This is a genomic window from Deinococcus sp. Arct2-2, from assembly GCF_004801315.1.
GTDB lineage: Bacteria > Deinococcota > Deinococci > Deinococcales > Deinococcaceae > Deinococcus.
On sequence record NZ_SSNW01000001.1, the window covers coordinates 208000 to 233430 of the forward strand.

The window sequence follows — 25431 nt, forward strand, 5'->3', positions numbered from 1 at the left end:
GAGGGGGCCACGCAGAACGCGCCCCTGCCCTTCACAACCCCCCCCAGAATTTTGAACTGCGTCTAAACCTATACGGTAACAGGCCCATTTCAGCGGCACTCATCCCCGGCACGCTACATTGCACCTGAAATGGAAACTCATATCAAGGTGCCCGCGCAGGGCGAAAAAATCACCATGCAGGGCGGCAAACTTAGCGTGCCCAATCATCCGGTCATTCCGTTCGTGGAAGGCGACGGCACGGGCGCAGACATCTGGAAGGCCAGCGTGCGCGTGCTGGACGCTGCCGTAGAAGTCGCTTACAGCGGCGAAAAGAAGATCGAATGGATGGAAGTCTACGCGGGCGAGAAGTCCACGCAGGTCTACGGCGCTGGCGAGTGGCTGCCCGCTGAAACGATCAAGGCGTTCGACGAATACCTGTTCGGCATCAAGGGGCCGCTGACCACGCCCGTCGGCACGGGCATCCGCTCTATCAACGTGGCGCTCCGTCAGGAACTCGACTTGTACGCTTGCGTGCGTCCTGTGCAGTACTTCGCAGGCGTGCCCAGCCCAGTCAAGCGCCCGCAAGACGTGGATATGGTCATCTTCCGCGAGAACACCGAAGACATTTACGCCGGAATCGAGTACAAGGCCGGAACGCCCGAAGCCGACAAGATGCGCGACTTCTTGATGAACGAAATGGGCGTGACCAAAATCCGCTTCCCCAATACGTCCAGCTTCGGCATCAAGCCCGTGTCTCAGGAAGGCACCGAGCGTCTGGTGCGGGCTGCCATCCAGTTTGCCCTCGACAACGGGCGCAAGAGTGTTGCCATCGTGCATAAGGGCAACATCATGAAGTTCACGGAAGGCGGCTTTCGCGACTGGGCCTATGACCTCGCCAAGCGTGAATTCGGCGGCGTAGAAATTGACGGCGGCCCTTGGCTCCAGCTTCCCGGCGGCATCGTCATCAAAGACGTGATCGCTGACAACTTCCTCCAGCAAATCCTGCTGCGGCCCACCGAGTACGACGTGATCGCTACCCTGAACCTCAACGGCGACTACGTGTCCGACGCCCTCGCCGCGCAAGTGGGCGGCATCGGCATCGCGCCCGGAGCCAACATCAACTACGTGTCGGGCCACGCCATTTTCGAGGCCACGCACGGCACGGCCCCCAAGTACGCGGGCAAAGACGTCATCAACCCCAGCAGCGTCATCCTGTCGGGCGAAATGATGCTGCGCTATATGGGCTGGACGGAAGCCGCCGACCTGATTCTGAAGGGCCTCGACCAGACCATTCAGCAGCGCGTCGTGACCTACGATTTCGCCCGCAACATGGAAGGCGCAACCGAAGTCAAGACCAGCCAGTTTGCCGACAAGATCATTGAAAATATGCGTGGTGCAGGCGCTTAAGCTGTAACACAAGCAGAGTGAAGGGAGGGCCGGGGCCGGGTGCTTCGGCTCTCTTTTTTGGGTTGGCGTGGGGGTGGTCTAAGGGTCTAAAGGTCGAGGGTCTAAGGTGGTGGGGCGGGAACGATTGCCCGGTGGCCCCCTCACCCCGCTGTTTCACAGCGCCCCTCTCCCGCAAGGGGCGAGGGAAACAGATAAGGGCAGAGAGCTTGGTTTAGCTCCTCACCCTTGAGGGGGGAGGCTGGGAGGGGGTGAGTGAGCGCCAGCGATTGCCCCTCCCTCAGACCGCCCTTCGCCCCTTCCGACCAAAACCCTATACTCCCCCCATGACCCGCCTTCTCTTTGCCCTCCTCGGCATTATCTTGCTGGCGGTCACAGCGCTGGCGCTGGTGTGGCTGGCCGGACAGGTGCTGGTGGGCCTCGGCGTATTCGTGGTGGGCGCGGCGGGTGTGCTGGGGCGCTTGCTGTGGTATCTGGCCTTCACGGGCGTGCTGGCGGGCATCGTGTTCTTCGTGGCGAGTGCTTGGCGGCCTGCCTCGCGGGTGGCCCCGGTACAGGCGCAGGTGTCGGCCAAAGCCAAAGCTGTCAAGACCAGCCCTCTGAAAGATAGACCCGTCAAGACCGCTGGCTTCAAATTTAGGCCCGCCCCATCTGGCAAAGTTTCGCCAGCAGAGGCTCAGCCTACCGAGTCGTCGCAGGAATAAAGCGCCCCACCCTGCCGCCCCTAATCCAATTCACGTTCTTAAGCCGTAACCCCCGCTTCAGTTGGGGCAACAAAACCGGGTAGAATACTTGATTGTGACGCGCTGCCGCCCGACTGCTCTCTAGGCCCAACCTAGCGGCGACAGGTTTTCCGGCGCGTACTCCCGGAGGACTTTTGAGTTCAGTCAGCAGCAATACCGCCAACCCTATTACCTACGGTTCCGATTACTGGCGCACCGGCATCAAGCCTTTGCTGGACGCCGAAACGGGCACCATGTTCAAACACGCTCCGATCCGGGTCACGCTGGCTTTTCCCAACCGCTACAGCGTGGGCATGGCGTCGCTGGGCTATCAGGTCATCTACCGCATGTTCAACCAAGAAGAGGGAGTGGCCTGCGAGCGTGCCTTCCTCCCCGACGATGTAGAGGCTTTCGAGAAGGGCGGCCAACCGCTGCCCACCGTCGAAACGGGCCGGGCGGCGGGCAACTGCGAACTGTTTGCCATCAGCGTCAGCTTCGAGCTTGATCTGACCAACATTATTCGGCTGTTGGACATCGCCGGAATGCACCCCCTGCGCGAAAAGCGCGACGATTCCGATCCCGTGGTGATGGTGGGCGGCCCGCTGACCAGTTCCAACCCCTACCCGCTCACGCCTTTTGCCGACGTGATCATCATTGGCGACGGAGAGCAGATCGTGCCGGTGGTGTCGGAAGCCCTGCGTGAAGCCACCTCCCGCGAAGATTTTTATGACCTGATTGACGGGATGCCGGGTGTATTCCTGCCTGCCCGCCACACCCATGAACCCAAATGGGCCACCGCGCCCAAGGAACTGCTGCCCGCCTACAGCCAGATCGTGACGCCGCACAGCGAACTGAGCAATATGTTCCTCGTGGAAGCCCAGCGCGGCTGCCCCCGCCCCTGCACTTTTTGCCTCGCCCGCACCATGTACGGCCCCAACCGCAACAATCAGGCGCAGGAACTCTTAGACGTGATTCCCGATTGGGTGCAGAAGGTGGGCTTGGTGGGCGCGGCCCTCAGCGACTTTCCGCACACCAAATATGTGGGCCGCACCCTCACTGACCGGGGTATCAAGTTGGGCGTGTCGTCCATCCGCGCCGACACCGTAGATGCAGAACTGGCCGAAATCTTGAAGGCGGGCGGCCTGCGTACCTTCACCGTCGCTTCTGACGCTCCGTCCGAACGCCTGCGCCGCTGGCTGAAGAAGGGTATTACCACCGAAGACCTGACCAAAACCGCGCAGATCAGCCGCGATTTGGGCTTCAAGGGCATCAAGGTCTACATGATGATCGGCCTCGGCCCCGAAAACGACGACGATATTTCGGAATTGATCTCGTTTACCAAAGACCTCGCCAAGATCAACCGGATTGCGCTGGGCATCAGTCCGTTTGTTCCCAAGCGCCATACGCCGCACTTTGCCGACGCTTTTGCAGGCGTGCAGGTCATCGAAAAGCGCATGAAACGCATTCAGAAGGAACTGCGAACCACCGCCGAACTCCGCAACGTGTCGGCCAAATGGGCGTGGGTGGAAAGCGTCGTGGCACGCGGCGGCCCCGAAGTCGGCATGGCGGCCTATTCCATCTACCGCAACGAGAGCATCGGCGCATGGAAAAAGGCGCTGGAAGAAGTGGGCTGGAGCGACGAATTTGAAACCAACGCCGCCGCCATTGACCTGCCACCCGGCCAATACGCCCCCGGAGAAGTCAGCGCCCACGCGCAGGGCCTGGCGGTTTAGGGTTTAAGTTTACGGCAAACCCCCCAGTCTGCTTCGCAGCCAGCCCCCCTTAAGGGGAGCGCAACTGCTTTTAGTCCCCACCTCTAAGGGGGGGCGTTGCGCAGCAACGGGGGGTTCACCTTCCACCTCAACCCAACTCCCCGTGCTAAAGATGGGCCGTGTACCTAGCTCGCCTCCTCCTCTCGCCCCCCAGTTGCCGTAGCCGCGAGCATCTTCGGCAAGCAGTGGCGGGCAAAACCATTCTCATCACAGGCGCGTCGTTCGGCATTGGCAGAGCGGCGGCTTTGCTGTTGGCCGAAGCGGGGGCCGAAGTCTTGTTGCTGGCCCGCAGCGGCGACCAGTTGGCTGAACTGGCCGATACCATTCGGGCCAACGGTGGACAGGCGAGCGCCTACACACTCGATCTCTCCAAGCCTGCCGAATTTGCCCCAGTTGCCGCGCAGATTCAGGCGGCGCATCCTCAAATACACATCATCATCAGCAATGCGGGCAAGTCTATTCGGCGGCCTGTGCTGCAGTCGAGCGAGAAACAAGATTTAGAGCGCTTGCTGGCCGTCAACTTTTCTGGCCCGGCGGCACTGTTGCTGGCGTTGCTGCCGCGCATGTTGGCGCAGGGCGGCGGGCAGATCGTCAATGTGTCCAGCGTGTCGGCTGGGCCACCGCCTTTGCCGCGCTGGGCGGCGTATCAGGGCAGCAAGGCAGGCTTTGATCTGTGGTTTAGAAGTCTGGGGCCGAGCTGCGGGGCCGGGGCGTGCGCGTGTGCAGCGTGTATCTGCCGCTGGTGCGTACCCGCATGATCGCCCCCACACCTGCCTACCGCTTCGCCCCCGCCCTCACGCCGCGCGAAGCCGCCGAAGCTGTGGCTTACGCGCTGGTGCATCCCAATATTCAGAGAGTCGCGCCGTGGTGGATGAAGTCGCTGGAACTGGCCGCCCTGCTGCTGCCGGGGCCACTCGGACGCCTGCTGAACGGGCTGGAAACACTGGAAGTCAGGCTATCGGGGCGGCAGAAACGATGATATTGGCCGACATGCGGGCGGCAGTGTCAGCTCTCTCGCAGACGGGACTGTTGGGTGTCCGGCCTGCTCAAGCGTTGGCCCAACTCGGTGCGGCACTCGCGCAATACGGCCCCTCGTTGTATACGCTGGCAGTCTGGGCGGCGCAGAGGCAACCGGATGCAGTGGCGCTGGTAAACGATGACGGCCCCACCACTTACCGGGCGCTGGTGGCGCGGGCCGATGCTCTAGCCGCGCAGCCTCTCAGTCGGGATCAGTTTCCGGGTCAGTCTCAGCGGGTGGGCCTATTGTGCCGCAACCACCTGACTTTTGTGGCAACCCTGCTGGCCTGTGGCCGCCTCGGACGGGACGTGGTGTTGCTCAATACCACCTTCAGCCCCGAAGAAGTGGCCGCCGTCTGCGCGTCTCAGCGACTGGATTTGCTGATATGCGACGATGCTTTTGCCGAGGGCTTGACCTTGGAAAGTGTGCCGATCTTGCCCGTTTCGGCTCTCATCGACAACCTCATGACACAGAAGTCGCAATTTTGTCCTCTACCCTTGTGGGAGAGGGGCGCTGTGAAACAGCGGGGTGAGGGGGCAGTTCAGCGGCATATCTTTACAACTGGCAGCATCTCTATCCTCACCTCCGGCAGCACTGGGCCGCCCAAAGCCGTGCAGCGTCAGGCAGGCGGCTTGGCCTTGCTGCCCACCGTCACCGCGCTGCTTCAGCTATTGCCGTTGCGTGCGGGTGCGCCCACGCTGCTCACGTTGCCGCTGTTTCACGGGCATGGTCTGGCAACCCTGTGTGTCAGCTTGTTGATGGGTGCACCGCTTTACATATCGGCACGGGGCACGCCCAAAGCCTATTGGCGCTGTCTGGAACAGGAAGAAATAGAAGTTCTGGTCTTGGTTCCAACGGTTTTACACCGCCTGCTGAACCTGCCTGACATTTCCAAGCTGCCCGCACTAAAAGCCATTATCTGTGGCTCTGCACCCTTGCCGGAAGTGTTGGCCGAACGCACTCGACGGGTATTCGGCCCCGTTCTGTACAACCTTTACGGCTCCAGCGAGGCAGGCCTGATTTCCTTGGCGACGCCTCAGCATTTGCTAGCGGCTCCGGGCACGGTGGGGCGGGTGCTGCCGGGGGTGACGGTGCAAGTCGTTGGGGGGCAATTGCGGGTGCGCTCTGGCCTCACGCCTGCGCGGGATTGGTTTGGTACAGGCGACTTGGGAACAATCGGCGCGGCGGGCCTGCTTTTCCTCTCAGGCCGCAGCGACGATCTGCTGATCTGCGGCGGCGAAAACGTCTCCCCAGAGCAGATCGAAGCCCGAATGGCGCGGCTGCCAGATGTGCTGGAATGTGCGGTGATCGGCGTACCGGACGCGGAACACGGCCAGTGTCTTCATGTCTTCATCGTGCCGAGTTCGGACGCTGTGCGACTTGCTGACCTAGAGCGCGACTTGGCCCAGTTGCTGCCGCGCACGCTGCGGCCCAAGCAAATCACGTTGCTTCCGGCCTTGCCCAGAAACGCCGTTGGCAAGCTGACGCGGGCGCGGTTGACAGCAGATGAGACTTTTCAAACGCCAACCTGACCTGCCCAATTCCAGTCAAGCTCACGCCGCCCGCCGCCATTTGCGCGAAACTGCAGCCATGCCTTTGTCGTCCCGTGTCCTTGCAGAGATTCAACCATGACCGTTCCAGCCCCCCAGCCCCAAACGATGGCCGAGCGCATCCTGTCGGTACGCGGCGGCAAGCCCGTGTACGCCGGAGATTTGGCGGTTGTCGAAGTCGATCAGGTGATGGTGGTGGATTCTATCGCCCAGAGTTTTATCGAGCGGATGCAGCGTGACCTAGACGCTCTGCCGAAGTACCCGGAGCGCGTGTCTATCGTGATTGACCATGTGGCCCCGGCCTCTACCGTCAGCGTGGCGCAGGCCCAGAAGGAAGCCCGTGAGTACGCCGCCGCGACGGGGGTGCGGCTCTTTGACGTGGGGCGCGGCATTTGCCATCAAGTTCTGATGGAAGAAGGCCTAGCTCGCCCCGGCTGGATCGTGCTGGGGTCTGACAGCCACTCCACGACTTACGGCGCGGTGGCGGCTTTTGGCACCGGCATGGGCGCAACCGACATTGCACTGGCCGCCGCGAGTGGCAAGACGTGGCTGCGCGTGCCCGAAAGCGTGAAGGTGACATTTACGGGAGAATTAAAGCCTGGTGTGAGTGCAAAAGACGCCGCACTGGAGATGATTCGTGTGCTGGGCGCAGATGGAGCCACCTATCAGAGTGTGGAAATGCACGCCGGAGACCGCTTCTCACGCGGCGAACGCATGACGCTGGCGAACCTGTGCGTAGAAGCGGGTGCAAAAGCTGGATTGGTGGTACCGGGGGGCGAAATCCTGACCGACTACGGCTACGACATCCCCGAGTGGGTGTATCCGCAACCGGGAGCCAACTACGTGCGCGAAGTGGTGCTGCACTTGGACGCCCTGCGCCCCCGCATGAGTGCGCCCAACGAGGTGGACAACGTGCATGACGTGGCCGCCCTCAGCGCCGAACTGCGCGGCATGCACGTCGATCAGGTCTTTATCGGCACCTGCACCAATGGCCGAATAGAAGACCTGCGCGAAGCCGCCGCTGTCCTGAAGGGCCGCAAGGTTGCCCCCGGCACGCGCCTGCTGATTATTCCGGCCAGCAGTCAGGTGATGGAACAGGCGATGGAAGACGGCACCTTGCTGACCCTGCAACGGGCGGGCGCGGCGCTGGGCACCCCCGGCTGTGGCCCGTGCATGGGCCGTCATCAGGGCGTGCTGGCTCCCGGCGAAGTCTGCGTATCTACCAGCAACCGCAACTTCATCGGGCGCATGGGCGACAAAGATGCGCGGGTGTATTTGGCTAGTCCGGCAGTGGCAGCGGCGACGGCGGTGATGGGGAGGATTGCGTTGCCGGAAGACGTAGTGGCAGTGGTGGGCGCTTGAAGCGGATACTGAACCCATGAGCGATCCAGCCTTCAGCCGAATGAGCGTGGCGGAGTACTTGCAGACCGAGGAAACTAGCCCGGTCAAACGCGAGTACGTGGACGGGTTCGTGTATCCGCTGCACGCTCAGGCGGGAGCCAGCAAAGCCCATGCTCGCATCAGTGCAAATCTGACCGCCGCTCTGCACGCGGCATCGTTGCGAATGGGCTGCCGCCTCTATCAGTCAGATATGAAGCTGAGACTCAAGGAAAGCACCGTGTTTTTCTATCCAGACATTTTGCTTGCTTGTGGCCCCGATAATCCTAATGAACAGTTTGAGACGGAGCCTTGCATACTAATAGAAGTCCTATCACCCAGCACGGCGGCCAATGACCGATTAGGCAAATTCAACATTTATACGGCGCTGCCTAGCTTGCAAACTTACCTGATGGTGGAACAGGCCGAACGCCGGGTTTATGCCTACTCCAGAAGCTCAGATGGTGGGGATTGGCTTCTCACTGAACTCTCCGGCAATGACATTGTTCATTTGCCTTGTCTGAATCACAACTTGTCTCTGGACGAAATCTATATCGGCCTGCTCGCCTGAACGGTGCGGGCAGCTTTCAAAGGAACTATCATGCCTAGAATCTGGAAATTTGGCGACAGTGTGAACACCGATGACATCTTGCCCGGAAAGTTCGCGCCCTTTATGGCAGGCGAGGATGTCTTTCAAACATTTGCCTTTCATTACATTCGGCCAGAGTTTGCCGCCGAAGTACAACCGGGCGACCTGCTGATCGGAGGCAAAAACTGGGGCCTCGGCAGTAGCCGCGAATATGCCCCCGCCGCCCTGAAAAAGTTGCAGGTGGGCGGCATCATCGCCCCCAGTTTTGCCCGGATTCATTACCGCAACCTGCTGAACTTGGGCATTCCTGCCTTTGAGGCCGACCTGACGGGCAGCCTGAACGACGGTGATGAAGTAACGCTAGACATGGCGACTGGCCGCCTGACACGCGGCGCAGATGTATTTCAATTGCCGCCTGCCCCCGAATTTTTGCGCGAAGCGTTGGCAGAGGGCAGCATCTTGGCCTTCTTCAAAAAGCATGGGCGCTTTCCGGGGGAACAGAGTCCGGGGGAGCAAGCAGAGCGGGATCACCCCGTAAACTAGGCATCATGGCAACATTGGAAGTGGAATGCCCCGTCTGCGAAGAAATTTTGGAACTCACCGATCAAGACCGCGCTGAACTGGAAGTGGGGGACGTGATCGTCTGCGATTCGTGCAATGCGGAAATGGAAGTGACGCGTAACGGGGAAGGCGAGGACTTTGAACTGGAGCTGTTGGGTGTGCTGACCACTTGCCCCAATTGCGGCGAAGAATTTGACGTGACCGAGGACATGTTGGCCGCCGCGCCTGTGGTAGAGGGCGTAGACGGCGAAGTGGTGAGCATCGTGGACTGCCCACATTGCCGCGCCCGCATAGAACTGGCCTTCGAGGACGAGGAGCCGGAAGACGCCCCATCCCTCTAATTGGTCTAGGCAACATCGTTTGCAAAGCTTAAGCTGCGCTAACCTAGCATCCGTAAGGAGATAGCCATGACTACCATTCAATTTGAAAACCCCGAAACGGGTGCAACGATAGAACTGACCAACCCAGAATTGGGTGAACTCGTGATAGACGACGAAACGGGTGTGGAATACGAAGTGGTTTCCGTCGACCCGCCCCGGCTGGCACAGGCCCCGCAGGAAGCCGAGGACTGGGGCGAGTGAATCAGGGCGTCGGCGTCGGCTGTGATTAAGCCGACGCCGACGCTTGAACCGCCTTTGTTCTCTGGAACGGTCACGCGCAGGTTGGAGGGAATGCCCGCTGTGGGTGTCCTGAACCGAATGCAGCGTGGCCGCCCTTTTTTGTGCTGAAGAGCCGATTGTTCTGTTCGGTTGTTTTGATCGTGATTGTTCTCAAGCTGGAGGTTCCTTATGGCTGACCTTGCCATTATTTATGACCGCATTCGCCCCGACGAAAAAATGTTGTTTGAGGCACTGGACGCCATTGGCGTAGCGTATGACAAGGTGTACGCACCGCAACTGACGGTCACGTTCGATGACGCAGGCCGCGCCGCCGTGCCGTGGAAAGTGGCGCTGGAACGCTGCGTGTCTCAGTCGCGTGGGCATGCCGTGACGCGGGCGCTGGAAGGCTTGGGCGTGCGCGTGGTGAACCCCAGCCACGTCATAGAACTGTGCGGCGACAAACTGGCTACCAATGCGCGGTTGGCGGCGGCAGGCCTACCCACTCCCCGTACCGCCGTCGCCTTCGATGGAGAAGCGGCGTTGGCCCTGATCGAGCAGATGGGCTATCCGGTGGTCATCAAACCCACTGTCGGTTCTTGGGGCCGCATGGTCAGCCGGGTCAATGACCGCGACGCCGCCGAAGCCATCATCGAGCATAAGGAAGTGCTGGGCGGGCCGCAACATCAGGTCTTCTATATTCAGGAACTGATCCGCAAGCCGGAGCGCGATATTCGGGCCTTCGTGGTGGGCGGCGTATGCATCGGCGCGATCTACCGCACCAGCGAACATTGGATTACCAACACGGCACGCGGCGCAAAGGCCAGCAATTGCCCAGTTACACCCGAAATAGAAACGCTGGCGCTTCAGGCGGCTGCCGCCGTACACGGCGAAATCGTGGCGATTGATCTGGTAGAAGACCCGCAGCGCGGCCTGTTGGTCATCGAGATCAACCACACGATGGAATTTAAGAATTCGGTGTCCACTACAGGCGTCAACATTCCGCGCCTGATGGGTGAATACGCGCTGGGATTGATCGGCTGAGGCTGTCGGAATAAAGCTGAATCTAAACAGTGTGGGCGGCGGTTTCCTGTGATGGGAAGCTGCCGCCGTTGCGTTTGGCTGGTGTGATGGAGTCCGGCAGTGGGGGAGGACGAAGCAAGTTACAGGTAGTGGTCTAGATTTCTCTAGCTTGCTAAGAGCGTAAAGAACTCGTCCAGCACGCCTTTCCTACGATCCACACCCCACAATCCACCTACCGCCACACTAAGCCATCTGGCGGACACTTGACGAAACAAGACCATCGGGTTCAAGATACCTTCTTATGGATGAGACAGTTGCAAGCTTGAAACTATGACGGATACCGAACCGCTCGCCAACGCCCCCAACCCAGCCGCCCAAGATTCGGCAGCCCAAGATTCGGTAGCACAGGAGGTTTCGGAAGAAAACCGCGCCGCCGCCGTGCAACTCGGTCAGGCCATGAAGCGGCTGCACCGCCACATCAGCAGCCGGGTCATGACCGGAATGCAGGACGAACTACAGGAACGTGACCTGAGCTTTACGCAAATGGCCGCGCTGCATCAACTCCGGGCGCTCAGTCCCCTCACGGTCACGCAGCTTTCGGAACGTGCCCGCCTGAGTGTGCCAGCAGCCAGCCACCTCGTCGAACGCCTCGTGCAGCGCGGGTTGGCCGGGCGGCAGGAGAACCCCGAAAACCGCCGAGAAAAGTTGGTGGCCCTGACCCCCGATGGCCGCGACGTACTGACCCGTATGGACGCCGGATTCGTGGACGCCTACATTTCCGTGTTTGCCACGTTGTCTGCCGAATCCATCCATACCGCAGACCGGGCCATTCGCACCCTGCTCGATCAGCTTGATCTGAATGATCCGGCCCTGTGCTCTGTCCACTCCCCCCAGTCATCTGCATCGCCACTCGCCCCAGTATCACAGCCATCCCCGGAGACCCCATGACCGCACCCGCACAACCCGGCGCACCCGAAGGCCGCATCGATTACGCCGAGACGCTCGATTTTCCGACCAAGCGCCTCATTCTGATCGGTACACTGCTGGGCCTGTTCTTGGCCGCGCTTGACCAGACCATCGTGGCTACCGCCATGCCGCGCATCGCCAAAGACCTTGACGGCCTGAATTTGTACGCTTGGGTCACGACCATCTACTTGCTCGCCAGCACTGCGATGGTGCCGATCTACGGCAAGCTCTCCGACATTTACGGCCGCAAACGCATTCTGATGTTCGGCATCGTGGTCTTCCTGATCGGCTCGGCCCTGTGCGGGATGGCAGGCGAACCCTTCTTCGGCAACATGTTCGGCGGCGGCATGATGCAGCTGATCGTCTTCCGTGGCCTTCAAGGCTTCGGCGGCGCGGCGCTCACCTCGGTGGCCTTCTCGATCATCGCCGACATTTTCGCGCCCGCTGACCGGGGCCGCTATCAGGGTCTGTTCGGCGCGGTCTTCGGCATCGCCAGTGTCATCGGGCCATTGCTGGGCGGCTTCCTGACCGACAGCGTCTCGTGGCGCTGGGTGTTCTACGTCAATCTGCCCATCGGCCTCATCGCCATGTACTTTATCGCCACCAAAATGCCGCGCCTTGCCAGCGGCCTGAAGCCCAAGATCGACTACATCGGGGCCATTCTGGTCATCGTCTTCAGTGTGCCGCTGCTGCTGGGCCTGACCTTCGGCTCCGACGGCAACTACGGCTGGACAAGTCCTCGGGTGCTGGGGTTGTTTGCCACCTCGATTGTCGCGCTGATCGCCTTCCTGTTCGTCGAGTCGCGCCATGAAAGTCCGATTCTGCCGCTGAGCCTGTTCAAAAACCCCACCTTCGCTTGGGGCGTGCTGGCCCGCTTCTTCATCGGCGCGGCCTTCCTCGGTGCCATTCTGTTCCTGAGTCTGTACCTCGTGAATGTGCAGGGCGTCTCGGCCACCAAAGCCGGAACCGCCACCATTCCCCTCACGATGGGCCTGATCTTCGGCGCGATCATGAGCGGCCAGCTCGCCTCGCGTCTGGGCTACTACAAGGTGCTGATCATGGTCGGCCTGTGCCTGATGATGGGCGGCTTCTTCCTGCTCTCGACCCTCAACGCCGACACGCCCTACGCCCGCGTCATCCTCTACATGATCGTGTTGGGCTTGGGCATCGGCCCCGCGTTGCCGCTGTTCAACCTCGCCATCCAGAACGCCGTCAAGCCTTGGGAAATCGGCGTGGCGACCAGTTCGGGCCAGTTCTTTCAACAGATGGGCAGCACCATCGGCACCGCCGTGTTCGGGGCCATCCTGACGGGCAGCCTCGCGCCCAGCATCGCCACCAACCTCAAAGCAGCAGAAGTCGGGCAACCCGCCGCCATCGTGGCGCAGCTCGAAACCACCCGCCAGAACATCGCCAATACTTCGAGAAATTCGGCCAATAACGCCAGTCCGACCTTCGAGCAGGTGTCGAGCCAGATCAAGACCGGCATAGACAAGCAGTTCTCGGCGATTGCTACTATCGTCAAGTCGGGCAACCCAGCCACCTTCAGCGCCGCCATCAATAACCCTGATCTGCCCGCGCCGATGCGTGAGGGCCTCAGCCGCATTCCCGCGCAGGCCATTCAGAGTCCTCAGGGCCAGCAAGAAGTGCTGACGACGCTCAAGACCTTCCAGACCAGCGCCACCACTGCCGCCCTAGCAACCGCCAAAACCACCTTCGACCTCACCACCCGCGCCACCAAAGTCGCGTTTGCCAGCACAATCAGCCGCATTTACCTGATCAGCATTTTCGTGGCGCTGCTGGCATTCCTAGCCGTCTTGCCCATGCCCAACCTGCGGATGCCCCGCAAAGGTGAAGGCGGCGGCGGTGGCGAGCGCCCCGGTGCGCTGGCCTCGCTGGAAGGCTAAGTTCAGAGTCGTGAGCAACCCGTAGAGACAAGGCAATTAAGCTCTAAGTGAATCAAACAGGGTCTGGACTTCGGTTCAGGCCCGCTTTTTTTTGCTGCTTACACCCCGTAACCCACCACCTCACCTAGAGCAACCCCCCGCCCCCGCCTTTGCGTCCCGCGTACACTAGGGCATGACGCAACCCTCTGCCGATGCCCCCGCCGCCTCCGCTGTTCCCCCAATCGCCGATATCGGTGTGATCGGCCTCGCGGTGATGGGCGAGAACCTGATCCTGAACATGGCGAGCAAGGGCTTTACGGTGGCGGCCTTCAACCGCACGGTCAGCAAGGTCACGGCCTTTACGGGCGGGCGGGCCAAAGGGTTGACCATCGTGGGCGCAGATTCGCTGGAAGGCTTCGTGGCGCTGCTCAAGCGGCCCCGCAAGGTCATGCTGATGGTGAAAGCAGGCGCGGCAGTCGATGAATTCATCAATCACGTCAAGCCGTTCCTCGAACCCGGCGACATCATCATCGACGGCGGCAACAGCCACCCCGCCGACTCCACACGGCGTACCAAAGAACTGTCTACCGAGGGGCTGCTGTTCATCGGTACAGGTGTGAGCGGCGGCGAGGAAGGCGCATTGACCGGCCCCAGCATCATGCCGGGCGGCAATCCTCTGGCGTGGGAAGCGGTCAAGCCTATTTTTCAGGGCATCGCGGCGCGGGTAGAAGACGGTACGCCCTGCTGCGACTGGGTGGGCGAGGAAGGCGCGGGCCACTTCGTGAAGATGGTTCACAACGGCATCGAGTACGCCGACATGCAGATGATTGCCGAGAGTTACCATCTGCTGCGTGACGTGGCAGGCCTCAGCGCCCCTCAGATTGCCGAGGTGTTTGCCGAATGGAACCGGGGCGAACTGAACTCCTACCTGATCGAAATTACCGCCGACATTCTGACCAAAATTGACCCCAAAACGGGTGAGCCGCTGGTGGACGTGATTCTGGACGCCGCCGGACAAAAAGGCACGGGCAAATGGACGAGCGTGGCCGCGCTGGACGCAGGTAGCCCCGCCGCCACCATTACCGAAGCTGTGTATGCCCGCGCCATGAGCGCCCTGAAAGAAGAGCGCATGGCGGCCAGCCACTTCCTGAAAGGCCCCGAAATTACGCCGCCCGCCGATCAAGCCGCGTTTATCGAAGGCGTGCGTCAAGCTCTGTACGCCTCCAAAATTGCGGCCTATGCACAGGGCTTTCAGCTTCTGCGGTTGTCGGCACAGGACGCAGGCTGGACACTGGATTTCGGCGCGATTGCCCTGATGTGGCGCGGCGGCTGCATCATCCGTGCTCAGTTCCTAGACCGCATTAAGGAAGCCTACGACGCCCAGCGCGACTTGCCGAACCTGCTGCTGGCCCCTTACTTTCAGGAAGCCATTCAGGGCGTACAGACCGCGTGGCGTCAGACGATTGCGGCTGCTGCCCTAAGTGGCATTCCTACCCCCGCTTTTGCTAGTGCTTTGGCCTACTACGACGGCTACCGCACCGCCAAGTTGCCCGCCAATATCCTTCAGGCTCAGCGGGATTACTTTGGGGCGCACACCTACGAGCGCACCGATGGCCCACGCGGAGAGTTTCACCACACCAACTGGACGGGGCGCGGTGGGGAAACGGCGAGCAGCACGTATAACGTTTAAAAACCGTGAGTGGTCAGTGGTAAGTGGGTAGGGGAGAAAGCGCGAGAGTAGAGGGTGGATCGTAAATCGTGGAGAAGGCCGAACCACGTTTTGCGATCCATCTTCTGTTCGGTGAGCACGGGATGCAACCGAGTCCGGTACATCTGCTGTTGCCCTCTCCACCTGTAGCGGCGGGGTGATGGGGCGTGCAAGCGGCGTATCTGCCCCAGCTCAAGGACTCAATTCAAGTCTGTATGACCAATGGTTCGGACAGTTTTGGTTCCAAAACACAGAGCATGTAAAAATGTTGTCTGGGACGCCTTTCCCGTTCCCCCCTCCCAGCCTCCCCCGCAAGGGTGGAGGAGCTAAAAACACCGTGTTCTTGGGCAACTCGTAGAGCAAGTTTAGACACTGTCCGAACCATTGATAACATCCATGTCAGGCGGCAGCGTGGGCAGAGCAAGCAGGATGTCTTGGGTCTGGCTTGGCGACCCGTTCGAGAACCCGCTTGACAACCACCTTGAAGACTCATCCTGCGCTCTGGACGGCAGAGTGAGTGTACTTTGCACCATGTGGGCAAACGCACCGGGCGTCATTTGGGTCATGGCGCGGAAGTCGCGGCTGAGGTGAGCCTGATCGGCAAAACCCAACTCGTAAGACAGTTGCGCCAACGAAGCTTTAGGCGTGCGCCACAAGCGGTTATGGACTTCCTCGAAGCGGATCAGGCGGGCCAGCGTTTTGGCGTTTACTCCGACATCCTGAAGAAACAGCCGTTCCAGTTGCCGCTGACTGACCTCGTATTCTTCGGCCAAGCGGCCCAAACGGCTTTGACCGAGGCTTTGGTACAGTTGGCCCGCTGCCTTCACGCTCCAACTCGGCTCCCGGCCCCGCTCGGTCCACAGCTTCAGCAGCCAGTCTTCCACTATGTGGCGGGCTTCATCCCACGCCCCAAGTTCCAGCAGGGCGCACACCGTCCGGGTCAGGATGGGCCAGTCTAGACTCAGATCAAGCTGCTCTGAGGCGAGCTTCCAGCCAAACAGTTGCCGCGCTCCCCACGGATACAGTTCTACGCCCAGCGCCAGCCCCCGCGACACCATCCGCTGAGGGGCGAGGGTCAGGCCAGACAACGTGGCTTCCGGGAGGCGCTCCAATGTCCCCAGCAGCGACGATCTTTGCCAACTGGAACCCGCGTAAAAGATCAGCCGCAGCAGGCCTTCGGGCATCATGCGGTGCTCTTCTTCCTCTACCGTATGAAACTCGGCCACCTGCCAGTAGGCCCGCACCAAGGGGCGCAGGCGGGCGTCGGGCAGGATTTCACGGTAAACCACGCCCTACTCTGGCAGAAGTCGCTGCTGCAAATGTTGCCTCATCCGGCGGCAGGGCCTCCAAGTACCGTACCCGTTTGCCCTGCTGCTGGGCATACTCGATCTCAGCGCGGGTGCTTTGGCCTATGTACCCGCCCACGTTGATGACCAAGATTTCATCGGCCAGATCAATTTTATGGCGGTGCAGGGTGGCGAGGCGGGCCAGCAGTTCCGCTTGCTCCTCTGCCGACAAGTGCGCCAACGCCTCGGCATCGGGCGTGCGGTGGCTACCAATACTCAGAACTATCTTGCCCGCCAACGTTTCGGCCAAGCTTGCCGCGTCGAACTGGGCCAAAAAGCGGGTGCTTCCGCAGAGGCATACGATGGTGGTGGGCTGTGCGGAAGACCTCAGAACTGGAGAGCGTACCGCACGCCGCTGCTGTCGGTGCATTCGCCGTAGCCGTGTTCCTGTACATCTACGGTGAGGGTACAGGTCAGGGTGCGCGGCGCGTTGCCATCGGTGCGGGCAATCAGGTTGCCGGTGCGCGACACGAGGCGCGGGGCGGGCGTGCGGGCCGTGCCGTTTACGCCAAAGTAGGGATCACGGCTGCCCATGTTGTCCCACGGGTTGCCGAAATTAAAGCCGATCCCGAAATCTAGTGGAGACGGCGCAGGGCTGGCCGTATCGATGATGACGCTGCGGCCCACATAGGTCTGCTCGCCAATCTGAATGGTTACGTTATTGTCGAGCCGCCCCGTGCCAGTGCGCGGTTGCAGCGACCCACCCACAAAGCTGATGGTGCCTTCTTGCCCGGTGCTGGTGTTCACGATCCGCCCACTGGGAGGGCCGACAAGGGCAGGGGCGCAGGAGGCGAGGACGGCGGCCAAACCCAGCAGCATCAAGGGGCGTTTCATATCGCTCTCAGTTTAGGCCGTAGACCTGACGGAGCGGTGAGGACGGGGGAAAAGCGGGCGAGACGTTGGCATGCAGCCCGCACGCCGGAGAATCCAGCCAAATTGACAGACAGGGTATATTGACGCTCATGCTGTTTCTTTCCGCCCTGCTGCTCGTCGTCGCTTTTCTGGTGGGCAGTTTGCCGCTGGGAGACTGGCTGTTGCGGCGTTCTGGCCTAGATTCGCGGGTCAACAATGCCCACAACTTGGGCATAGAGAACATGTTGCGCCGGGTGGGGCCGGGATTGGCCGCCGCCAGCGCCGCGCTAGATGCAGGCAAAGGCTTAGTGGCCGTGCTGATGGCCTCCAGCTTGGCCCTGCCCGAAGTGATGGTGCTGGCGGCGTTGGCGGCCTACTTGGGCCACCTGAACCCGCCGCGTGCGCTGTACGGCTCGACTCTGCCGCGTGGCCGGGGCAATCTGGTGTTGCTGGGCGTGCTGGCGGGCTTGTCGGCCACCGGAGCCGTGCCGCTGTGGGCCGCGGCCTTGCCTGTGCTGGTGTATGCGGCTGTGGCCGGATTTTGGGGCTATGTCAGCGCGGCTACTCTGGCGGGCTTGGCAACCTTTGCCGTGTCGGTGGCGCTGTTGCCGCTGGGCGTTCCGGCAAAGCTGGCGGCGCTGGGACTGTTGGTGGCGGCCACATGGCGTTTCAAGGAGAACTTGGGCCGCATGATGGACGGCACCGAACCGCGTGTGGGCGAGGAAGTGCCGATGGCCGGAAAACGCGCCGACGTGGTGGTGGCCGCCTTCATGATCCACCCGATGACCCTCAAGGATTTCTGGTCGGTGGGGCGCTTCGCTTGGCTTAAGCCTATGGTGGAACGCGGTTTGGTGAGTGAAGCCAGTGTGCGCCATCTGGCCGACCATGTGCGGCCCATGAAAGTAGGCGAGCTGCACGGGATTCGCACGGCAGAAGGCAAGGAAATCCGCTGTTATCTGCTGAGTAGCCCCCTGCTACCTGACCGCTTCCGTGACGCGCCCGAACTGGCGACCAGCCGCGCCATCGAGGGCGCACGCTTGGCCCGCGAGTTGGGAGCCGAAGTGTTCGGATTGGGAGCCTTTTGGAGCGTGGTGGGCAATAAGGGCATAGACGTGCAGGCCGCCGTGCCCGAAATTACCATCACCAACGGCGGCGCGTATACCAGCGGCACCATCAAGGCCGCCATTCCCGGCATTCTGGCCCACTTTGAGGGTTCGGGGCGTGACCTGAAAGCCGCGACTGCCGCTGTAGTCGGCGCAAACGGCGTGGTGGCGTTCGGGATTGCCCGCACCATTGCCCCACAAGTCGCCAAAGTGATCATGCTGGGCCGCGACCTAGAGAAGTTGGAACGCAGCGCCACGACCCTGCGCCGCGCCAACAAAGATACCGAAATCATTACCACCACCAGCTACGACACCCTGCGCGAAGCCGACCTGATGTTTACGGCCACCAGCGACCCCAACCCGGTGATTTTTCCTCAGCATGTCAAGCCGGGGGCATGGATTTTTGACGAAGGGCGGCCCGCCGATGTGGACGTGAGTGTGGAAGCCATTCCCGGCGTGCGCGTCATTCCCGGCGGTGTGGTGCGGCCCCCCGGTTCTATGACCAGCAATATCGACCTCCAATTTGGCGAAGGTGCGGTGCCTGCTTGCCTCGCCGAAACCCTGATTATCGCGGCCACAGGCGAGCATCACCGCAAGAGCCTCGGCGCACAAACCCTGACGGAAAATATCAATTTCTTCGTGGAGCAGGCTGAAGTGTTGGGCTTTACGGTGGTGGATTAAACCGGCAGAGTCAGCGTTTTTCTTCCGCCAGCACGGCCTTCAAGACATCCGGCCTGTCGGTGTCTATGCCGTCTATGCCCAGCCGCAGCAAGCGCCTCATTTCGGGGGCGTCGTTGATTGTCCACACATGAACGGCGATGCCGCGTGCGTGCATCTGGGCCACAAAGCTGGCCGTCACGACTTCTATACCGCCCGCCCGCACCGGAACCTGTGCCACCCGGCCCGGCGCGGGGGCAAGGCCCGCTAAACCCACACGGCTCAATCCAATCTTGCTCAGAATGACCAAGGGCCGCAGTTCCTTTTCGGTCATGGACGTGGCGACTTCGGGGCAAGCGGCGCGGAAGTCCTGCATGGCTCGGTCACTGAAACTGGCAACAATCACGCGGGAAGTCACTCGGCGTTGCCGCAACACGGCGCAAAATGGGGCAGCGATGCTGGGCGTGTCCTGCTTGATTTCTATCGTCCACGGCAAGTCCGGGTGGGCCGCCAGCCCCTCTTCTAGCGTAGGGATGGTCAGCCCTTGCCCCCGGTACGGGAAGGTTTTGCCCCCGTCACGGCTAAAGCGTGCGCCTGCATCCAGCCGCCGCACCTGCGCCAGCGTCAAGTCACGAATGCGGCCCTTGCCATCCGTCAGACGGTCTACGGTGTCGTCGTGAGACAACACGAGCTGTCCATCGGCGGTGGCGTGCATGTCTGTGTCCAGCATTTGCACCCCCAGTGCCGCTGCTTCCCGGAAGGCCAGCAGCGTATTGCTGGGCCACAGCAACTCGCCGCCCTGATGGGCCAGATTCCACGCTGGAGACACGATAAATGGGTTGGCGCTGCGAACCAAGCTGGAGCGCAGGGCCGAAGCTGCAAAAAGCGCCAGCAGCACGCCCAACACTCCGGCCACCCATGCCCAACCCCGCCGCCTGCGAATTGCCCGTTTGCGGCTGGCTGGCCCATCTGACATTCTTTGCATTGATCCCAGCATAACGGGAGTGCCAGCGTGGGTGCGTCAGCTTGTTGGGGGCCAGCATTGTCCGAGCCTTGCCGTGTTCTGCCCGCATGACGCGGCTGCTCACACAGCCTGATACCTGACAGACTGCCCTGTTGTCCAGACGACTCGTGACTTGATAAATCGGGCGTCAGATTCGCAGTTTTCGCCTCATATCTGGAGGCGTAGGGTGAAGCATTCATGCCCGCCTCTGATTTTGGCTGTTTCAGTTGGTGCGAGCGAATTGGGCTGCCGAAATTGATGCCTCTTCTGCTGACCACTGCGGCACTGCTCGCACAGGCCCGCGCCGCCGAATTGCCCCTGTTCTTGAGTGCGCCGCTGCCCCCCTTGCCCGCCAATCTGAGCAGTGTGGCTTGCCCGCCGCCCACCGACCCACTGGAGTTGGCCGTCTGGCGCGTGACGACGGCGGGAGGCCGCCCCGATTTGTCTTGCGGCAACTCGTTTGTAGAGTATCAGCGGGTGCCGCGCAGCCCCAGCACGCCAGTCGACGCCTTCGATCAGATCGCGGCGCAGATTCGGGAAGCCAAAAGCGAGGTGTTGCTGGCCAGCATGGAATGGCACGCGGGCGAGGGCCGCCCCGGTTGGACGTTTGCGCTGGCGGTGCGCGACCTGTATGGGCGGGTGCGGGCCAACCCCGCCGCCTATCCGCAGGGCATGAGCGTGCGCGTGCTGCTGGGCAATTTCCCTGATCTGGTGCGGGCAGACTGGGCCACCGCGCCGTTGGCCCTCGTGCGTGACCTTAGAACGCTGGGCGTGCCCCTGCAAGATCGGGCGGCGGGCTGGAGCCTCAGCGTCCTGAACTACCGCTATTTTCCTCACAGTCACGTCAAACTGCACATCATCGACGGACAGGATGTGACGGTGGCCGGGTTCAACTTTACCGACACCCACCTTCCCCAAAATGCCAGCAACGGCGGCCTGCACGACCTACATGACTTGGGTCTGAGAATGACTGGGCCAGTGGCGCAAGATGGCGTGGCGGTCTTCGACGATCTGTGGCGGCACTCGCGCCAAATTCGCTGCCCGGAAGGTGTGTCGCCGCAACAGGTCAGCGCGGCCTGCACCTTGGGCGACCCTGACCCGGTGACCCATCCTGCCGCCGCCCGCGAAGCCGTGAAAACGGGCACGGCGCGGGCCTTCATGCTGGCTCGCCGCCCCGGAGTTGACCTTGCAGACCGCGCCCACCTGAGTCTGCTGGGGGCCGCCACCACCCAAATCGACTTGATGCAGGCCACTTTCAGCCCGCTGCTGGCATGTTGGTACGGTTTTGTCACGCCCGACGACTGCCCCTACGACACGTTGCCCGTGTATTTGCGGGCGGTGGTGGACGCGATTGGGCGCGGCGTGCGGGTGCGGGTGCTGATGGTGGAGTACGGCATAGACCGCGACCCCAACCGCAGCGGCGCGGCGCTCGTTCGCCTGATGGCGCGGCAACTGGGCAAAGAAGACCTGTTCGAAGCCCGCTACGTCACCTACGCCATGCATACCAAAGCCCTCACGGTAGATGGCCGAATGGTCTTGGCGGGCAGCATGAACTTTCATTTCAGCGCGTGGGGCGGCCTTGGGCTGGCAGAAGCGGCGCTGGCAACCTCTGACCCAGCAGCGGTGCAGGGGCAACAAGCCAGCTTCGAGGACGTGTGGGCCAACCACAGCCGCCCTGTGCCGCCCGAATGGTGGATGCGGAATGTGGTGTCTGGCAGCGCGGCCACTCCCGCCGATCTGCCCGTTTCCCGTTTATCCCACCCTTAACCACGTTGCTTAGACCTACACTGAGCGGCGTGAGAGGTCAAGACGGATGACAGTTGAACGGGTGTATTTAGCCAAGCCACGCGGCTTTTGCGCGGGCGTGGTCATGGCGATTGGCGCAGTGGAGCGGGCCGCCCGCGAGGAAGCCAAGCCTGTGACCGTGTACCATTCCATCGTGCATAACCACACGGTGGTAGAGCGGCTGGAGCAGCAAGGCGGGGTGCATTTCGTAGAAAGTCTGGACAATATAGACGCCCTGCCTGCCGGAAGCGAAACGGTGGTGTTCAGCGCCCACGGCATCAGTCCGCTGGTGCGTGAGCGGGCACGGCAACTGGGACTGGCGACCATAGACGCCACTTGCCCCTTAGTGACCAAAGTGCATACCGAGGCCAAAAAGTATGCACGCGAGGGCTATACCATCCTCCTGATCGGGGACAGTGCCAAGCACCAAGAAGTGATCGGCACCAGCGGAGAAGCGCCCGACAATACCGTGCTGGTGGGCGTGCTGGGCAAAACGGGTGAAGGGCTGCATGACCCACACACCGTAGAAGTGCCTGACCCCGAACGCTTGGTGGTGCTGACCCAAACCACCCTCAGCGTAGACGACACCCGCCGCACGGTGGATATTTTGAAGGCCCGCTTTCCGGCGCTGGTCATTCCGCCCAGCGAAGACCTGTGCTACGCCACCAAAAACCGTCAGGACGCCGTCAAGAACATCGCGCCCAACGTAGACGCCTTTTTGGTGCTGACCAGCACGCACTCCAGCAACGGAATGCGCCTGCTGGAACTGGCCTCGGATACCTGTGGCCGCGCCTACCGCCTAGAAACCGATAGCGACGTGGTGAATCTGGACTTGGGGGGCGTGACTTCGGTGGGAATTACCAGCGCCGCCAGCACGCCCGATGACCTCGTGCAAAACCTCGTGGCCTACTTTCGCCGCCTGAATCCAGCGTTGCAGGTCATCGAGGAGGGCGAGTGGGAGAATATTGAGTTCCGCGAGCCGAAGAAAATTCTGGCCTCGCAGGAATTGCCCCGCACCATGCGCTGAAGCGGGTGCGATTCGGGCTGGATGGTATGGGCTTGCTGGACACTGGCCGTCCTTTCCCCGAAAAATGCAGCAAACGGAACTGAAGTTAATTCCGAACATCTGTCGTTCCCCTCTCTGCAAAGAAATCGCCTTAGTTCCGTACCAGACGCTCTTTCTTACTACTAACCAAGCAAAAGCCCCCGCACGTTGGCAGGGGCTGGTCGAAGAAAACCTTCTTTCTATACAGGGATTAGTTCAGGATGCGGCGTGCGCCGTTATAGCGGCTGGCCCAGTACACATTGCTAAACAGCGGCTCTACGATGGTGCGCCCGTGATAGCTATTGGCATTGGCCATCATGCCGTCGCCCATATACAGCCCCACATGGCTTGCCACGCGGCCCATCGTATTGAAGAACACGAGGTCGCCCGCACGCAGGTCACGGCGGCTGACAGCGCTGCCCGAGCGCCATTGGGCGGCGGCAGTCCGGGGAATGTTGATGCCCATCGTCCGGAACACGTTCATGGTGAACGCGCTGCAATCTATCCCGCCGCCGCCCGTGCCGCCCAGTGCGTAGCGGATGCCCAGCCAACGGCTCGCGGCGCTGCGAACGAAGACGCCGCCGCGAGAGGGGGCGGCGGCGACTTGTGGCGCGGCGGGACGGTTGACCACCGGGGCTGCATTGCCGCCGATATTGAGACGCTGACCGACCTGAATGGTGGTGCTAGGCAGGCGGTTCAGCTTCATCAGCGTGGGGGCGTCCACGCGGGTGGCACGGGCGATGGAGTACAAAGTATCGCCAGATTTAACGGTGTAGGTGGCGGCCAAGGAGCTGGAAGTGCTCAACGCGGCGGCAATCAAAAGAACAGAGAAGGCTTTCATCGACTCCCAGAGTTTACCCTATCTTTATTTATTCGGCCTTAATCCATAGGCGAAAACCGGTATTTTATGCGCCTATACGCCGTCTATGCGTTCTCAAAATTCCGGATTGTGCCTGTTGATGCACATTCATCTCAATGTTCTCAGAAAGCGGCTCATTTCTGATTTCAAGTTAAAGATGTGATGCTGGGCAGCTTTTAGGCCAATGCCGAAAAGTCGATTTCTCAGGATTCTCATGATGAGAATCGGGGTCTCCGGTTCAGATGACTTGGTCACGGCGGCCCCGGCCCACGCTTATACTCTCGCCAATCGCCGCGCTTCTGCGTGCCCGCTTTGTTCCTTCCTGACCCACTGCTTTATGTTGGAGGCTTGATGAAAGAAACCATGAGTACCGAACAGATGTTGCAAGGCCTGAAACACTACCGCCGCATTGCCCGTCAGGACATGCTGCGTGCCCCCGAAACGCCGCACCCGGACGCTTTTTTGGCTCATGCCGAGAGCCGCCGCGCTCTGTATGTCGACCTCGGTACGCACGCCGAAAAGCACGCTCCCAGCGACGTAATCACCCACGCGCTGGAGTTGTATCAGGCCATTCCCTTTTCTACGGGCACGGCAGAACACGAATATCCTGACCTGAAGGGCCGCGAAAACGCCCTAGAAAACTTCTTTTTGTTGGTGGGCCTCGATCCCAAAACCCGCCGTGAGGCCCGCAGCCGCCGCCCCAAGATGGACGCGGCTCCAGTCGTGCCCGCGCCCGCCAGCGACACTCCCAGCGAACTGACTTCCGGCTGAGTTTCCATTAGCTAAGGTTCGCCAACCAAACCGTCATCTGCGTTCCGCTGTGCAGGAGCGCGGCGCGTTATGTTTGGGGCATGACGGCCCCGCACCCGTTCCCTCCCGACTTGGCGCTGGCCGACACTGCCGCCCTGCAAGCCCTAGAGCTTCAGGCCAAAGGATGCACGGCCTGCAAACTGCGCCCCGGTTGTACGCAAGTCGTGGTGGCCGATGGCAATCCGCAGGCCCGCTTGGTCATCATCGGGGAAGGGCCGGGGGGCGACGAAGACCGCTTGGGCCGCCCCTTTGTAGGCCGCGCCGGACAACTGATGGACAAGATTTTGGCCGCCGTGAACCTCACGCGGGCTGATACTTACATCACCAACATAGTCAAGTGTCGCCCGCCCGGAAACCGCGCTCCCGAACCCGACGAAACTCAGATTTGCACCGAGCTGTGGCTGGAGCCTCAGTTGGCCCTCTTGCGCCCACAGATCATCCTGAGTTTGGGCAACACACCCACGCAGTATTTGCTGGGCACGCGGCAGGGCATCACGCGCATTCGCGGCACTTGGCACCCCTTCCGGCGCGATACGTGGGGGCAGGATGCCTTGCTGATGCCCATGTTTCACCCCGCCTATTTGCTGAGAAATGAGAGCCGTGCGGCGGGCGGCCCCAAGAGCCTCACTTGGCGCGATATTCGGGAAGTGGCCGCCGTGCTGCGCGGGGAGAAGGAGCCGGAAGGGTTGGTGAAGCCGGAGCCTGCGGATATGGTGGGGCAGCCGGGGCTGTTCTGATTTAGGTTTGGATTATTGAGGTAGTTGGGCTTGTCTCACGTTGGATTCCCCCACCCCCCAGCCCCCGCCCCCAGAGGGGTCAGGGG

Annotated in this window: 25 protein-coding genes; 20 read left to right on the plus strand and 5 right to left on the minus strand. The window is 61.3% G+C overall.

The window, feature by feature from the left end:
- Window positions 1–129 precede the first annotated feature (129 nt).
- The 15 genes from icd to gnd all read left to right on the plus strand — a co-directional run bounded on the left by icd (window position 130) and on the right by gnd (window position 15130).
- The gene (gene icd, locus E7T06_RS00975; RefSeq protein ID WP_136363968.1) at window positions 130–1386 is read left to right on the plus strand and encodes an NADP-dependent isocitrate dehydrogenase; all 1257 of its coding nucleotides are present in this window, start codon (window positions 130–132) and stop codon (window positions 1384–1386) included.
- A gap of 323 nt (window positions 1387–1709) precedes the next feature.
- Window positions 1710–2087, plus strand: coding sequence for a hypothetical protein (locus E7T06_RS21580; RefSeq protein WP_240740781.1), 378 nt, complete (start codon window positions 1710–1712; stop codon window positions 2085–2087).
- 272 nt (window positions 2088–2359) lie between these two features.
- A complete protein-coding gene (locus tag E7T06_RS00985) occupies window positions 2360–3838 on the plus strand; it encodes a radical SAM protein (protein WP_064015952.1) in 1479 nt (492 codons plus the stop codon).
- A 158-nt stretch (window positions 3839–3996) separates the two neighbouring features.
- Window positions 3997–4635, plus strand: coding sequence for an SDR family NAD(P)-dependent oxidoreductase (locus tag E7T06_RS00990; RefSeq protein ID WP_240740782.1), 639 nt, complete (start codon window positions 3997–3999; stop codon window positions 4633–4635).
- Complete coding sequence (locus E7T06_RS21585) at window positions 4632–4856, plus strand: hypothetical protein (protein ID WP_240740783.1); 225 nt, start codon at window positions 4632–4634, stop codon at window positions 4854–4856. The genes E7T06_RS00990 and E7T06_RS21585 overlap by 4 nt, the downstream gene beginning before the upstream one ends.
- Window positions 4853–6427 (plus strand): AMP-binding protein, encoded by a 1575-nt coding sequence (locus tag E7T06_RS00995; RefSeq protein ID WP_136363969.1) that lies wholly within the window; start codon window positions 4853–4855, stop codon window positions 6425–6427. Before E7T06_RS21585 ends, E7T06_RS00995 begins: the two co-directional genes overlap by 4 nt.
- A gap of 96 nt (window positions 6428–6523) precedes the next feature.
- Window positions 6524–7807, plus strand: coding sequence for a 3-isopropylmalate dehydratase large subunit (locus E7T06_RS01000; protein WP_136363970.1), 1284 nt, complete (start codon window positions 6524–6526; stop codon window positions 7805–7807).
- A 16-nt stretch (window positions 7808–7823) separates the two neighbouring features.
- A complete protein-coding gene (locus E7T06_RS01005) occupies window positions 7824–8393 on the plus strand; it encodes a Uma2 family endonuclease (RefSeq protein ID WP_136363971.1) in 570 nt (189 codons plus the stop codon).
- Window positions 8394–8423: 30 nt separating this feature from the next.
- Window positions 8424–8954: a homoaconitate hydratase gene (locus E7T06_RS01010; protein ID WP_136363972.1), complete on the plus strand. Its 531-nt coding sequence runs from the start codon at window positions 8424–8426 to the stop codon at window positions 8952–8954.
- A 5-nt stretch (window positions 8955–8959) separates the two neighbouring features.
- Window positions 8960–9313 carry a hypothetical protein gene (locus E7T06_RS01015; RefSeq protein WP_168733311.1) on the plus strand — a complete coding sequence of 118 codons (354 nt, stop codon included), beginning with the start codon at window positions 8960–8962 and terminating at the stop codon, window positions 9311–9313.
- 66 nt (window positions 9314–9379) lie between these two features.
- Window positions 9380–9553 (plus strand): lysine biosynthesis protein LysW, encoded by a 174-nt coding sequence (lysW, locus tag E7T06_RS01020; RefSeq protein WP_064014909.1) that lies wholly within the window; start codon window positions 9380–9382, stop codon window positions 9551–9553.
- A 207-nt stretch (window positions 9554–9760) separates the two neighbouring features.
- Entirely contained in the window at window positions 9761–10612 is an 852-nt protein-coding gene (gene lysX, locus E7T06_RS01025) for a lysine biosynthesis protein LysX (RefSeq protein WP_136363973.1), read from the plus strand.
- A gap of 309 nt (window positions 10613–10921) precedes the next feature.
- Window positions 10922–11539, plus strand: coding sequence for a MarR family transcriptional regulator (locus tag E7T06_RS01030; protein ID WP_136363974.1), 618 nt, complete (start codon window positions 10922–10924; stop codon window positions 11537–11539).
- Window positions 11536–13461, plus strand: coding sequence for an MDR family MFS transporter (locus E7T06_RS01035; RefSeq protein WP_136363975.1), 1926 nt, complete (start codon window positions 11536–11538; stop codon window positions 13459–13461). The genes E7T06_RS01030 and E7T06_RS01035 overlap by 4 nt, the downstream gene beginning before the upstream one ends.
- Before the next feature lie 172 nt (window positions 13462–13633).
- Window positions 13634–15130: a decarboxylating NADP(+)-dependent phosphogluconate dehydrogenase gene (gnd, locus tag E7T06_RS01040; protein ID WP_136363976.1), complete on the plus strand. Its 1497-nt coding sequence runs from the start codon at window positions 13634–13636 to the stop codon at window positions 15128–15130.
- A gap of 383 nt (window positions 15131–15513) precedes the next feature.
- Here the strand turns inward: gnd and E7T06_RS01045 are convergent, their stop codons facing one another.
- The 3 genes from E7T06_RS01045 to E7T06_RS01055 are packed head-to-tail and all read right to left on the minus strand — an operon-like array spanning window position 15514 to window position 17328.
- The gene (locus tag E7T06_RS01045; protein WP_136363977.1) at window positions 15514–16437 is read right to left on the minus strand and encodes a helix-turn-helix domain-containing protein; all 924 of its coding nucleotides are present in this window, start codon (window positions 16435–16437) and stop codon (window positions 15514–15516) included.
- Entirely contained in the window at window positions 16424–16864 is a 441-nt protein-coding gene (locus tag E7T06_RS01050; RefSeq protein ID WP_205750764.1) for a hypothetical protein, read from the minus strand. Before E7T06_RS01050 ends, E7T06_RS01045 begins: the two co-directional genes overlap by 14 nt.
- Entirely contained in the window at window positions 16822–17328 is a 507-nt protein-coding gene (locus E7T06_RS01055; protein ID WP_136363978.1) for a lipoprotein, read from the minus strand. Before E7T06_RS01055 ends, E7T06_RS01050 begins: the two co-directional genes overlap by 43 nt.
- A 128-nt stretch (window positions 17329–17456) precedes the next feature.
- Here E7T06_RS01055 and E7T06_RS01060 point away from each other — a divergent pair, with 128 nt between their 5' ends.
- On the plus strand, window positions 17457–19130 hold the full coding sequence (locus E7T06_RS01060) for a glycerol-3-phosphate acyltransferase (RefSeq protein ID WP_136363979.1): 1674 nt from the start codon (window positions 17457–17459) through the stop codon (window positions 19128–19130).
- Window positions 19131–19140: 10 nt separating this feature from the next.
- Here E7T06_RS01060 and E7T06_RS01065 read toward each other — a convergent pair whose 3' ends face one another.
- Window positions 19141–20091: a glycerophosphodiester phosphodiesterase gene (locus tag E7T06_RS01065; protein ID WP_346763181.1), complete on the minus strand. Its 951-nt coding sequence runs from the start codon at window positions 20089–20091 to the stop codon at window positions 19141–19143.
- Between the two features lie 216 nt (window positions 20092–20307).
- Here E7T06_RS01065 and E7T06_RS01070 point away from each other — a divergent pair, with 216 nt between their 5' ends.
- Complete coding sequence (locus E7T06_RS01070) at window positions 20308–21876, plus strand: phospholipase D-like domain-containing protein (RefSeq protein ID WP_240740784.1); 1569 nt, start codon at window positions 20308–20310, stop codon at window positions 21874–21876.
- A 46-nt stretch (window positions 21877–21922) separates the two neighbouring features.
- Window positions 21923–22921, plus strand: coding sequence for a 4-hydroxy-3-methylbut-2-enyl diphosphate reductase (ispH, locus tag E7T06_RS01075; protein WP_136363980.1), 999 nt, complete (start codon window positions 21923–21925; stop codon window positions 22919–22921).
- A gap of 229 nt (window positions 22922–23150) precedes the next feature.
- Here ispH and E7T06_RS01080 read toward each other — a convergent pair whose 3' ends face one another.
- Window positions 23151–23780 (minus strand): LysM peptidoglycan-binding domain-containing C40 family peptidase, encoded by a 630-nt coding sequence (locus tag E7T06_RS01080; RefSeq protein WP_136363981.1) that lies wholly within the window; start codon window positions 23778–23780, stop codon window positions 23151–23153.
- A gap of 369 nt (window positions 23781–24149) precedes the next feature.
- Here E7T06_RS01080 and E7T06_RS01085 point away from each other — a divergent pair, with 369 nt between their 5' ends.
- Entirely contained in the window at window positions 24150–24569 is a 420-nt protein-coding gene (locus E7T06_RS01085; protein ID WP_136363982.1) for a hypothetical protein, read from the plus strand.
- A gap of 80 nt (window positions 24570–24649) precedes the next feature.
- Window positions 24650–25345 carry a uracil-DNA glycosylase gene (locus tag E7T06_RS01090; protein ID WP_136363983.1) on the plus strand — a complete coding sequence of 232 codons (696 nt, stop codon included), beginning with the start codon at window positions 24650–24652 and terminating at the stop codon, window positions 25343–25345.
- Window positions 25346–25431 lie beyond the last annotated feature (86 nt).